The organism is Synechococcus sp. CB0205 (genome assembly GCF_000179255.1).
GTDB lineage: Bacteria > Cyanobacteriota > Cyanobacteriia > PCC-6307 > Cyanobiaceae > Vulcanococcus.
Genome location: NZ_ADXM01000070.1, coordinates 23,124 through 34,838, shown reverse-complemented (window position 1 = coordinate 34,838; position 11,715 = coordinate 23,124). Strand labels below are relative to the sequence as shown.

Annotated in this window: 12 protein-coding genes and 2 tRNA genes; 8 read left to right on the top strand and 6 right to left on the bottom strand. The window is 65.5% G+C overall.

The genetic code is table 11. From position 1 onward, the window contains the following. Positions 1-3 precede the first annotated feature (3 nt). The 4 genes from CB0205_RS0113705 to murA form a co-directional block, all read right to left on the bottom strand. Positions 4-1,203, bottom strand: coding sequence for a folylpolyglutamate synthase/dihydrofolate synthase family protein (locus CB0205_RS0113705; RefSeq protein WP_010318108.1), 1,200 nt, complete (start codon positions 1,201-1,203; stop codon positions 4-6). After that, positions 1,173-2,387 carry an aspartate aminotransferase family protein gene (locus CB0205_RS0113700; RefSeq protein ID WP_010318107.1) on the bottom strand — a complete coding sequence of 405 codons (1,215 nt, stop codon included), beginning with the start codon at positions 2,385-2,387 and terminating at the stop codon, positions 1,173-1,175. The genes CB0205_RS0113705 and CB0205_RS0113700 overlap by 31 nt, the downstream gene beginning before the upstream one ends. Before the next feature lie 41 nt (positions 2,388-2,428). Then, positions 2,429-2,510: transfer RNA gene (locus CB0205_RS0113695), tRNA-Leu, on the bottom strand. Positions 2,511-2,529: 19 nt separating this feature from the next. Then, positions 2,530-3,825, bottom strand: a complete 1,296-nt coding sequence (gene murA, locus CB0205_RS0113690) for a UDP-N-acetylglucosamine 1-carboxyvinyltransferase (RefSeq protein ID WP_010318106.1) — start codon at positions 3,823-3,825, stop codon at positions 2,530-2,532. Between the two features lie 186 nt (positions 3,826-4,011). Between murA and CB0205_RS0113685 the strand changes: the two genes are divergently transcribed. From CB0205_RS0113685 to trpC, 5 genes are all read left to right on the top strand, one after another. Next, a tRNA-Leu gene (locus CB0205_RS0113685) sits at positions 4,012-4,095 on the top strand. A gap of 106 nt (positions 4,096-4,201) precedes the next feature. Next, positions 4,202-4,450: a hypothetical protein gene (locus tag CB0205_RS0113680; protein ID WP_010318105.1), complete on the top strand. Its 249-nt coding sequence runs from the start codon at positions 4,202-4,204 to the stop codon at positions 4,448-4,450. Continuing rightward, positions 4,450-5,253, top strand: a complete 804-nt coding sequence (locus tag CB0205_RS0113675) for an RNA methyltransferase (protein ID WP_010318103.1) — start codon at positions 4,450-4,452, stop codon at positions 5,251-5,253. Before CB0205_RS0113680 ends, CB0205_RS0113675 begins: the two co-directional genes overlap by 1 nt. Positions 5,254-5,288: 35 nt before the next feature. After that, positions 5,289-6,731, top strand: a complete 1,443-nt coding sequence (gene lpdA / locus CB0205_RS0113670; RefSeq protein ID WP_010318101.1) for a dihydrolipoyl dehydrogenase — start codon at positions 5,289-5,291, stop codon at positions 6,729-6,731. A gap of 10 nt (positions 6,732-6,741) precedes the next feature. Then, positions 6,742-7,626, top strand: a complete 885-nt coding sequence (gene trpC, locus CB0205_RS0113665; RefSeq protein WP_010318099.1) for an indole-3-glycerol phosphate synthase TrpC — start codon at positions 6,742-6,744, stop codon at positions 7,624-7,626. Between the two features lie 77 nt (positions 7,627-7,703). On the opposite strand, the gene rpsD is transcribed toward trpC, so the two are convergent. Beyond that, entirely contained in the window at positions 7,704-8,312 is a 609-nt protein-coding gene (rpsD, locus tag CB0205_RS0113660) for a 30S ribosomal protein S4 (RefSeq protein ID WP_010318097.1), read from the bottom strand. Positions 8,313-8,443: 131 nt separating this feature from the next. Between rpsD and yidD the strand changes: the two genes are divergently transcribed. The 3 genes from yidD to CB0205_RS0113645 all read left to right on the top strand — a co-directional run bounded on the left by yidD (position 8,444) and on the right by CB0205_RS0113645 (position 10,540). After that, positions 8,444-8,671 (top strand): membrane protein insertion efficiency factor YidD, encoded by a 228-nt coding sequence (gene yidD / locus CB0205_RS0113655; protein WP_010318096.1) that lies wholly within the window; start codon positions 8,444-8,446, stop codon positions 8,669-8,671. Then, on the top strand, positions 8,671-8,925 hold the full coding sequence (locus CB0205_RS0113650) for a glutaredoxin family protein (RefSeq protein WP_010318094.1): 255 nt from the start codon (positions 8,671-8,673) through the stop codon (positions 8,923-8,925). The genes yidD and CB0205_RS0113650 overlap by 1 nt, the downstream gene beginning before the upstream one ends. Positions 8,926-9,028: 103 nt before the next feature. Further along, entirely contained in the window at positions 9,029-10,540 is a 1,512-nt protein-coding gene (locus CB0205_RS0113645) for a UDP-N-acetylmuramoyl-L-alanyl-D-glutamate--2,6-diaminopimelate ligase (protein ID WP_010318093.1), read from the top strand. On the opposite strand, the gene CB0205_RS0113640 is transcribed toward CB0205_RS0113645, so the two are convergent. Beyond that, positions 10,537-11,703, bottom strand: a complete 1,167-nt coding sequence (locus CB0205_RS0113640; protein WP_010318092.1) for an aminotransferase class V-fold PLP-dependent enzyme — start codon at positions 11,701-11,703, stop codon at positions 10,537-10,539. The genes CB0205_RS0113645 and CB0205_RS0113640 overlap by 4 nt on opposite strands. Positions 11,704-11,715: the final 12 nt, after the last annotated feature.

The window sequence follows — 11,715 nt, the reverse complement described above, 5'->3', positions numbered from 1 at the left end:
ACTTCAGTCTGTCGGGTCAAGCAGCGGCAGGAGGGCCGCCACCAAATAAAGGGAGCCGCAGGCGACCGGCAGGCGCTCTGATTGCACCAGCCACTCCAGGTTCTCGCTCAGGTCGCTGGACCCGTCTTCGATGCCAGGGACGTCCTGACGCAGTTCAGCGGCACTCCAGCTTCTGTGCTCCGGCAGGGTCACGACCCGGACCAGATCACCGGGCTCCAGCAAATGGCGCAGCAGATCGGGGGCGTCCTTGTGCGGTTGCATCCCGATCAACCAGCGCCGCTGACCGGGCTGCAGTTCCCGGCGTAGTGCGGCCGCGGCAGGCGGGTTGTGGGCTCCATCGATCAGAAGCGGCTGGCCGCGGAACTGGCGCCGCTCAAGCCGGCCGGGCCATCGGGCCTGCAGCAGCCCGCGGCGAATGGCCTCATCTGTGACCTCGAACCCCTTCTCCCTGAGGGCCTCCGCGGCGGCGATCGCCACGGCGGCATTGCTGCGTTGCAGCGCGCCGCTGAGCCCCAAGCGGGGGCCCCCATTGGCTTCGCTGGCGACAGGTTCTCTCCAGCGCAGTTCGCAGGTGCGCGCCTCGGCCTGCGCCTCCATCACGGCTTCGACCTCTGGGGCCTGGGGACCGCTGACCGCGATGGCCGAAGGCGCCATGACCGCCGCCTTCTCCTGGGCGATCGCCTCGAGGGTGGGGCCGAGGTGTTCGACGTGATCCAGTCCGATGGAGGCGAAGGCCAGAACGTCCCGCTGGGGGTGGACTGTGGTCGCATCGAGTCGCCCCCCGAGCCCCACCTCGAGGACGGCCAGCTCCACCTCCGCTTCAGCAAAGGCGACAAAGGCCGCCACGGTGATCAGTTCAAAGGGGGTGAGGTCATGGCGCAGCGCCAGCGGTTGCAGCCGTTGCAGCAGCGTTTTGAGAGCCTCTTCGCCGATGGGGCCCTCGGGCAGGCGGATGCGCTCACACCAACTCAGCAGGTGGGGGGAGGTGTAGAGCCCGCAGCGCGTCCCAGCGGCGCTGACGATCCGCTCGATCATCGTGGCGATGGACCCCTTGCCATTGGTCCCGGCCACCTGAACGGCTTTGAAGCGACCTTCGGGATGGCCGAGTTCAGCGAGAGCCGCCTGAATGCGGTTCAGCCCGAGGTCCACACCCCGACGGCTGAAGGGAGCAATCAGCTCGCTGAAGGGGTCGGGGAGGGACACGCCAGCAGGGCTTTCTCGAGTCGCTTGACCGCCAAGCGCAGGTGCCGCGGTTGGATCGTCAGGGGGGGAACAAAACGCACCACATCGGTGCCGGCTGGAACCAGCAGCAGACCCTGGTCCATCGCGGCCTTGACGACGTCAATCGCCTTGGGACCGCCTGCCTGCAGGACCAGGCCCTGCAGCAGTCCCCAGCCGCGCACGCCCTTGACCAGTTGGGGATGGCGTTGGACCAGCTCCAACAGGAGGTTCTGCAGCAACGCACCCATCTGCTCGGCATGGGCCGGCAGGTTTCGGCGCTGCAGTTCGGAGGCCACCGTCAGGCCGGCGCGGCAGGCCATGGGGTTGCCGCCGAAGGTGCTGGCGTGCTCGCCCGGTTTGAGCTGATCTGCTGAGGCTTTGACGCAGAGGGCGCCGATGGGGAAGCCACCGCCGAGGCCCTTGGCCAGGGTGAAGGCATCCGGTTCAACCCCCAGTTTTTGGTAGCCCCAGAGGCGGCCCGTGCGCCCCACACCCACCTGGACCTCGTCAAAGATCAGCAGGATCTTGTACTGATCGCAGAGATCACGAACCCGCTGGAAGAAGGCCACATCTCCGGGGTTCACTCCGCCTTCGCCCTGAAGGGGCTCCAGCAGGACTGCAGCGACGCGGGGGCCTGCGGCTTCGCAGCGATGCAGCAGCGCCTCAAAGGCGGAGATGTCGTTGTAGGGGAAGTAGCGGAAGCCCTGGACCATGGGCTCGAAGCCCTGGTGGTACTTCGGTTGACCGGTCGCGGTGACCGCCGCCAGGGTGCGGCCGTGGAAGCTGGCGTGGGCCGTGAGGATCAGCGGGCCCCGCTCGTGGCTGGTGTCGATGCCCCGCACCTGATGGCCGTGCTTGCGGGCGAGCTTGATGGCCGCTTCGTTGGCTTCGGCGCCGGAATTGCAGAAAAAGACGCTCTCTGCGCAGCTGTTGTCTCGAATCCAGCCCGCTAGTTGCTCCTGCTCGGGGATTCGGTAGAGGTTGGAGACGTGCTGCAGTTTGCGCAGCTGGCGCTCCAAGGCCTTGCGCATCACGCGGCTGCTGTGACCGAGGGTGCAGACGGCGATGCCGGCGACCGCATCGAGGTAGCGGCGGCCCTGCTTGTCCCAGACCCACACGCCGCGTCCCCGGACGAGCTCCAGGGGGAAACGGCCGTAGGTGTTCATCACCGCCGTCTCAGACGGCGATGTGGTCGGTGGGGGAGAAATAGGAGCGGTGGGACTTGAACCCACATGCCCGAAGGCGCTCGATTTTGAGTCGAGTCCGTCTACCAATTCCGGCACGCTCCCGCGTTGGTGACTTTAGGGGTCAGCCGAGTCGGCGGATCGAGGCGCCAACCGCGTTCAGCTTGCCCTCGAAATCGGCATAGCCGCGGTCGAGGTACTCCAGGCCCTGGACGGAGGTGATGCCCTCAGCGGCCAGGCCGGCGAGGACCATCGCGGCGGAAGCGCGCAGGTCGGAGCCCTGCACCGGTGCTCCGCTGAGCCGAGGGACCCCTTCGATGAAAGCGGTGTTGCCTTGGGTGCGAATCGCGGCTCCCATGCGCTGGAGCTCGGCGACGTGCTGCAGCCGGTTCTCGAAGATGTTTTCTGTGACGACGCTGTTGCCGTTGGCTGTGGCCAAGAGGCTCATGAACGGTGCCTGCAGGTCCGTGGGGAAACCCGGGAAGGGCTGGGTGCGCAGGTCCACCCCCTGAATGGCGTCAGCACTGATGGTCACGTTGGTGCCATCAATCTCCAATTTGCAGCCCACCTCTTCGAGCTTGGTCAGCACGGCGCCCAGGTGATCGGTGACCACCGGTGCCACGGTGAGGCAGGAGCGGGTGATGGCGGCGGCCAGCAGGAAGGTTCCGGCTTCGATGCGATCCGGGATCACGGCGTAGTCCGCGCCGTGCAGACGCTCGACGCCAACGATGGTGATCGTGGGGGTGCCGGCGCCGCGCACCTTGGCGCCCATGGCCAGGAGGAGTCCCGCGAGGTCCACCACCTCGGGTTCAAGGGCGGCGTTTTCAATGACGGTCTCGCCCTCGGCCAGGGCTGCGGCCATCATCAAGGTCTCGGTGGCACCAACGCTGGGGCAGTCCAGGTGAATCCGTCCGCCGGTGAGGCGGTGGCTGCGGCCCGGGACGACGGCGGAGACCACACCGTGCTCAATCGTGACCTGGGCGCCGAGGGCTTTGAGTCCTTTGACGTGCTCCACCACGGGGCGGGTGCCGATCTGGCAGCCGCCGGGCAGGGGCACCCGAGCGATGCCGGTGCGGGCGAGCAGGGGGCCGATGCAGAAGAAGCTGGCCCGCAGGCTGTTGACCAGCTCGTAGGGCGGAGCGGACTGGTTCAGTCCAGACCCATCCATTTCAAGGGTGTCGCCGTGGTGAGAGGTGGCGACACCCAGGGAGACCAAGATCTCGGCCATCCCACCGATGTCGGTGAGGGGAGGCACGTTGCGCAGGCGCAGCTGCTCGGTGGTGAGCAGGCTGGCGGCCATCAAGACCAGGGCTGAATTCTTGGCGCCACTGACACGGAGCTCGCCTGCGAGTCGGCGACCACCGGCAATTTCCAGTTGCGGGGTGAGAATCTGTTGAGACGGGACGAGAGTCGCGGTCATGGCTAAAGGCGTCCCGCCTGAGGGGCCCTATCCTGACAACAACGAATGAGACCGGCAAGACGGCCGGCATTCGAACTGGCTCGAAGCCATTGCTGGCCTGGTTTGTGGCCGATCTCGTCCCTCCCCAGGCCGGGTCCCTCGATGGGGTACATTTCGCTGGTCGCGCCGAGCGACGCCCCACACCTCGCGGATGTGGCGGAATTGGTAGACGCGCTAGTTTCAGGTACTAGTGGCAGCAATGTCGTGGGAGTTCAAGTCTCCCCATCCGCACTGAAGGCTCCTCCCCTCGGGGAGGAGCTTTTTTATTGCTGATCCAGGCGGCTGTTGCCAGCTTTGGGTCGGTGCCCACTCAGCGCTTCCTTCTGTTTTTGAGTCGATGCTCGTCCTGAAGATCTCCAATGCCCCGGAAGTGATGGCCTCGAAGATGGGGCGCTTCCTTGAGGCCCTCACGCCCGATGCCTTCGATCAGAAGACGATTGAAGACGTGCTGATCAAGGAGCTGATCAAAAATCTGCAGGCGGAGGGCCTCAAGGGCGAGGTGGCAGCGGTCCGGGGCCTGGACCTCGACGACAAAAGCCTCGTTGTGGGCGATGGCCTGCACGTGAGGCGCCACGAAACCTTCTGATGGAGCTGATCACCAGCCGCCGCAATCCCCTGGTTGGCCGGTTGCGTGCTCTGCACCAGTCCAAGGGACGCCGCGAACAGGGCCTGCTCCTGCTTGAAGGCACCCACCAACTCCAGGAGCTGCTGCGGTTGGGGCTCTCGCCCGAGCAGCTCCTGGCGACCCCGGCCTGGCTGGAGCGCCATGGATCGCTTTTGGGGAACCTGATCGAGCGTCTCCAGCCCGTCGGGGAAACCGTTCTGGCCGCTGTTGCCACGACTGAAACCCCCGACGGGGTGGTGGCGACGTTCAAGCGGGAGGCCTTGCCGAAGGCGCAAGGAATCGGAGCCTTTGTGCTGGCTTTGGATCAACTGCAGGATCCCGGCAACCTCGGCACCTTGATGCGCACGGCCCTGGCGGCAGGGGTCAACGATCTCTGGCTCGGGGGCGGCGCTGACCCCTGCCAGCCGAAGGTGCTGCGGGCTTCAGCGGGGGCGGCCCTGGCCTTGCCGCACTGGCGTGATCCCGATCGAACGGGACTGGTCGCGCGCCTGGCTGAGGCGGCCGCCGCGGGACACCAGCTGGTGGCCACGTTGGTGGATCCAGATCGGGCCATCCCCTACTGGGAGCTGGATTGGACTCGCCCGACGGTGCTCCTTCTGGGCAATGAAGGGGCTGGCCTGCATCCCGAGCTCGCGGCCCTGGCCAGCCATCGCGTCACCATTCCCCACAGCCCGGCCGTGGAGTCCCTCAACGTCGGTGTGGCGGCGGCTCCCCTGCTGCTTGAGCGATGGCGGCAGCAACACAACTTGGGATTGGGGGGCTGACAGGGGAGAATGCCCCCCAATTGGGCAGGCCTCAGGTGAGCGACGGCAGTTTCGACTTTGACGTCATCGTGATTGGCGCGGGCTACGGCGGCTTTGATGCTGCGAAGCACGCCGCTGAACACGGGCTGCGCACCGCGATCATCGAGAGCCGCGACATGGGCGGCACCTGCGTCAACCGCGGTTGTGTTCCCTCCAAAGCACTGCTCGCCGCCAGTGGTCGGGTGCGCGAGCTGGCCGATGCCGAGCATCTCAAGGGCTTTGGCATCCATGCCGCTCCCGTGCGCTTTGAACGTCAGAAGATCGCCGATCACGCCAACCAGCTGGTGGCAACGATCCGCACCAATCTCACCAAAACCCTGGAGCGTGCTGGGGTCACGATTATCCGTGGCACGGGCCGTTTGGAAGGCCCCCAGAAGGTGGGCGTGCGCGAGATCAACGGCGTTGATCGGGTGCTGAGCGGCCGTGACGTGATCATCGCCACCGGCTCAGATCCCTTTGTTCCCCCCGGCATCGAAACCGATGGCCGCACGGTCTTCACCAGTGATGAGGCCGTGAACCTCGAGTGGCTGCCCCGCTGGCTGGCCATCGTCGGCAGCGGCTACATCGGCCTGGAGTTCGCCGACGTCTACACGGCCCTGGGCTGTGAGGTGACGATGATCGAAGCCCTGGATCGGGTGATGCCCACCTTCGATCCCGACATCGCCAAGATCGCCGCCCGCAACCTGATTGATGGCCGCGATATCGACGCGCGCTCCGGCGTGTTGGCCAAGTCGATCAAGCCCGGTGCTCCAGTGCAGATCGAGCTGGTGGACATGCAAACCCGCGAGCCCGTTGAGACTCTCGAGGTGGATGCGGTCCTGGTGGCCACCGGCCGGGTTCCCACCAGCAAGGAACTCAACCTTGAGGCCTGCGGCATCGAGACCAACCGCGGCTTCATCCCCGTGGATGACCAGCTGCGGGTTCTGGTGAACGGTGCTCCCGTGCCCCACCTCTGGGCAGTGGGCGATGTGACCGGAAAGATGATGCTGGCCCACACCGCAGCGGCCCAAGGCACGGTGGCCGTGGACAACATCTTGGGCCACCCCCGCACGATTGATTACCGCTCGATCCCTGCGGCGACCTTCACCCACCCCGAGATCAGCTCGGTGGGTCTGAGTGAAGCCGACGCCAAGGAGTTGGCGGCCAAGGAGGGCTTTGAATTGGGCTCGGTTCGCAGTTATTTCAAGGCCAACTCCAAGGCCCTGGCCGAGCTGGAGAGTGACGGCTTGATGAAGCTCCTGTTCAACAAGGCCACTGGTGAGGTGCTGGGCGCCCACATCTATGGACTGCATGCGGCCGATCTGATTCAGGAGATCGCCAACGCCGTGGCCCGCCGCCAAAGCGTGAAGCAATTGGCGAATGAGGTGCACACCCACCCGACCTTGAGCGAGGTGGTGGAAGTGGCCTACAAGCAGGCCGCCATGGCCATCGCCGCCTGAGGAGACGACCATGGAGATCCGCCGCAGGCCCCCGAACCCCAAGGTGAAGGTGGCCCACCTTGAGTACGCCGTTCCCCACGAGGAGGGTGAGCCCCGCAACATCCTCGAGAAGATCGTCTGGGAGAAGGACCGCGAAGTGGCGGCGGCCCGTGAGCGCGTCAGCCTGGAGCAACTCAAAAAACAGGTTGCTGATCTGCCGGCACCCCGCGATTTTCTGGCGGCCCTGAAGGCCTCCTGCCGCAAGCCCGCGGTGATCGCTGAGGTCAAGAAAGCCAGCCCCAGCAAGGGCGTGATCCGCGAGAACTTCGACCCCGAGGCGATTGCCCAGGGCTATGCCGCTGGGGGCGCCAGCTGCCTATCGGTGTTGACCGATAAGCCGTTCTTCCAGGGGGGCTTTGAGGTCCTGGTGCAGGTGCGTCAGGTGGTGGACCTGCCGCTGCTCTGCAAGGACTTCATCCTCACGCCCTATCAGCTCTATCAAGCCCGGGCGGCCGGGGCCGATGCGGCGCTACTTATCGCGGCGATCCTCACCGATCAGGACTTCGGTTACCTGCTCAAGGTGGCCAAGAGCCTGGGGCTGACGACCTTGGTTGAGGTGCATGACGCGGCTGAACTCGAGCGGGTGCTGGCCCTCGATGGTGTTGAGCTGATCGGCATCAACAACCGCGACCTCGCCACGTTCCACACCGATCTGGCGACGACCGAGCAGTTGATGGAGCGCTACGGCGAGCAACTGCGCGCCAAGGGCTGCCTGTTGGTCAGCGAATCGGGTCTCTTTAGCCGCGAGGATCTCGACCGCGTCCAGAGCGCCGGAGCGGATGCCGTTTTGGTGGGTGAATCGCTGATGCGCCAGGACGACGTCACTCAAGCCCTGGAGACCTTGATCGGGGGCTGAGGCCTGCTCCTAACAGGTCGACACAAAAAAGCCCCCGCCGAAGCGGGGGCTGACCTGTTGAAGGTGTCTGATCGGAATCAGACCTTGCGGGAGTAGTACTCCACCACCAGCAGTTCGTTGATTTCCAGAGCGACCCACTCGCGCTCGCACTTGCTGATCACCTTGGCGACCTGCTTGTTCTTGTCGAGTTCGAGGTGGGGCGGGATGTTGGCCAGGCCCGGGAATTCCAGGTTGGCTTCAGCCAGCTTCTTGCTCTGCTTGCGCTCGCGGATGGCGACCACATCACCGGCTTTGCACTGGTAGCTAGCGATGTCCACGACGCGGCCGTTCACTGTCACGTGGCCATGGTTCACCAGCTGACGGGCACCGGGGACGGTGGGGCCGAAGCCGAGGCGGAAGCAAACATTGTCGAGACGGTTCTCGAGCAGCTTCAGCAGGTTGGTTCCGGTGGAACCCTCCTGGGCGCGCGCTTTCTTCACGTAGCGCACGAGCTGACGCTCGGAGATGCCGTAGTTGAAGCGAAGCTTCTGCTTCTCTTCCAGACGGATGGCGTATTCGGAGCGCTTGCGACGGGCTTGGCCGTGCTGACCGGGTGGATAAGACCGCTTGGCGGACTTACGGGTGAGACCAGGAAGGTCTCCCAAGCGCCGCGTAATCCTCAGGCGAGGGCCGCGGTAGCGAGACATAGGTGCGGATGTTCAGGTTGATCCAGACATGGCTTGCCTGAGAGCATGGAGCTGTGGTCCAGGGACCCCACTCCGCTGCAAGGCTTAACGCCACGCCAGTTGTTGATCCTATCGCTCGGCCCGAAGCACCAATGAACAGCCTGCTTCAACGCCTGCTGCTGGCCCTGATCGGCTTCTATCGCCTGGCGATCTCGCCGCTGCTGGGCCCTCCCCGCTGCCGTTTCATCCCCAGTTGCAGCGCCTATGGCCTGGAGGCGATCGAGCGCCATGGCCCCTGGCGGGGCAGTTGGCTGACGATCAAGCGCCTGCTGCGCTGTCACCCCTGGACGCCCTGTGGGTGTGACCCGGTGCCCGATTGATGGCAGCTCTGGTGCTTGTGACCCGTGTGGGCTGCTGCCTCTGCGAGGGGCTGGAGGAGAAGTTGCGTGCTGCTGGGGTGTCCTTCGAGGCGGTGGATGTCGATCTCGACCCCCAATTGCTGGCGCGCTTTGGCCTGGAGGTGCCGGTGCTGCTGGATCGAAGTAGTGGCGCAGAAAGGGTTTTGCCCCGCGTTTCACCGCGGCTGGGTGCGCCTCAGTTGGCCCTGTGGCTGGCCCAACAGGGGGTCCAGTAGCCGGCCCGCCTGGGGTGTCTTGATTGAGGCTCACGGGACTGGTCTCAGGGGCGACGTTTTCAGCGCAGAACCGACTTAAAACAGCTCTAACGCGCGCCCACCCATGGCCCAACGGCTCCACTCCCTGCTGCGAGAGGTCGGGCTGGCTGTCCCCCCAGGGCTGGGCAATGGCGACGTGCAGGGGGTGAGCTGCGATTCGCGCCGTGTGTGCCCTGGGACTGTCTTTGTGGGGCTGCCCGGCGCCACGGTGGATGGGGGAACGTTTTGGCCTGAGGCACTTCAGTTGGGAGCGGCCCTGGCGGTGATTGGGCGCTCAGCAGCGGAGGCCAGGCCCCCGGCCGATGGTGATGCGGTGTTGGTGGTTTCCGATCCCGTCTCCCGTTGGGCCGGCCTGCTGGCGGCGGAGTTCTGGCAGCAACCCAGTCAACGCACGGCTTTGATCGGGGTCACGGGGACCAACGGCAAGACCACCACGACCTACCTGCTGGAGCACCTGGCCAGCGCTTGCGGGTACCCAGCTGCCCTGTTTGGCACCTTGATCAACCGCTGGCCTGGCCACAGCATCACGGCGCAACACACCACGGCCTTTGCCGATGAGCTGCAGGCGCAGTTGGCCCTGGCGGCCGAATCCGGAGCACGGATTGCGGCCATGGAGGTGAGCTCCCATGCCCTGGATCAACAGCGGATCAGTGGCTGCCGGTTTGCCGGGGCGATCTTCACGAACCTGACCCAGGACCACCTCGACTACCACCCCTCAATGGAGGCCTACTTCGAGGCCAAGGCCAAGTTGTTTGCAGCGCCCTTGCTGGCCCCTGAGGCCCGGGCCGTGGTCAATGTCGACGACCCCTGGGGCAAGCAATTGGCCGAGCGCCTGGGGGATCGCTGCTGGCGGGCCTCCTTGGAGCCGGACTCTGACGCCGATCTACGGATGGAGGCGCTGCAGATGGGTTCGCAGGGGGTCAGCGGAACTCTGATTACCCCGCTGGGTCGCGGAGCGTTCAGCTCGCCGTTGCTGGGCAAGTTCAACCTGATGAACCTGCTGGAGGCTGTTGGTGTCTTGCTGCAGCAGGGACTCCCCCTGGGGGCGATGTTGGAGGCCCTGGGCAGCTTCAAGGGCGTTCCCGGCCGGATGGAGCGGGTTCAGGTGGCCCGCGCGGACTGCGGCGACGCCGCTGCTCCGGCGGTGCTGGTGGATTACGCCCACACCCCCGACGGTTTGGAGAGTGCCCTGAAGGCCTGCCGCCCCTTTGTGGAAGGGCAGTTGATCTGTGTCTTTGGTTGCGGGGGGGATCGCGACCGAACCAAGCGTCCCCAGATGGCGGCGATCGCTGCCCGCTTGGCCGATCAGGTCTTGGTGACCTCCGATAACCCCCGCACCGAAGACCCCGAGCAAATCCTCAAGGATGTGCTGGCCGGGATCCCTGAAGGCACCCCAGTCCAAGTGGACGTGGATCGGGCCCAGTCCATCGCGGCGGCCATCGCCATGGCTGGTCCCAAGGATCTGGTCTTGATCGCCGGTAAGGGCCACGAGGACTATCAAATCCTGGGGACCAAGAAGGTCCATTTCGACGACCGCGAGGAGGCCGAGAAGGCGCTGCGCAGTCGACCCTGTTAGGGAAGCAGCTCACTCACGGCTGCGCTCAGGGCCTCGATTTCGGTGGGGAGGGTGCTGAGATGGGTGCAGGCCCTGAGGCAATCCGGTGAATCCAACCGCCGGATCCAGAGCCCCGCTTGACCCAAGGCCTCAACCGCCTGCGCGGTCTCAACCCCCTCCAGGCGAAAGCTGACCAGACCAGCTGGCGGGGGTTCGCTCAAGAGGGTGCGGCAGCCGGGGAGTGACTGCAGGTTTTGCCAAAGCTGCTGACTGCCCCGGCGAATGCTCTCGAGGCGTTCCGTCTCGCTGCCCTCGGCACTGAGCAACTCCAGGGATTGCCGCAGTCCACTGAAGAGGGGCACACAGGAGGTGGCGACCTCAAAGCGGCGACCATCGCGGTGCCAGCTGCTGCCGGCACTGCTCTCCTGCTCAAGGCTGCGCCAGCCGATCAAGGTGGGCTGGCCTTGATCCAAGAGCCGCTCGGAGAGGGCGACTCCCCCCAGGCCCTCTGGGCCGCAGCACCACTTGTGCCCGGTGAAGGCGTAGATGTCGGCTGCCTGCGCCGCTTCGGCGACGGGAAGGCTGCCCATGGACTGGGCTGCGTCCACCAGCAGCCAGGGTTGTTGGGGGTGCGCCTGCAGGTGTTGGGCCACCGCAGCGATGGGCATCACGGAGCCGGTGTTCCAGAGCAGGTGGGAGAGGACCAGGAGCCGGGTTCTGGGCTTCAGGCAGGTCTGGAGCTGTTCCAGAACGGCTCCCTCAAGGGCCCGCTGGGCGGTGGTCTGGCAGAGCTCCAGCACCGGCAGGGTGGCCAGGGTCAGGTTGTGGCGGCGGGCCAGTTCTTGGCAGGCCGCGACCACGCCTGGGTGCTCGCAGTCACTGATCAGCAGCTCATCGCCCTCCTCCCAGGGCAAGCCCCAGAGGGGCAAGACACATCCACTGGTGACGTTCTCGGTGAGGGCAATGCGATGGGGGCCGACCCCACACCAGCTCGCCAGGCTTCGGCGCAGGCGGCTGGTTTCCTGCTCGATGAAGGGCCAGACATCAGTTGTAAAGGGCCCCAGCTCCTGAATGGTGTGCCAACTGGCTGTGATGGCCTCGAGCGATGGGGTGGGCAGAGGCCCCTGACCGCCGTAGTTGAAGTAGGTCTTGTTGGCCAGTGCTGGGCAGAGGTCGCGAAACATTCGGTGTTCTCT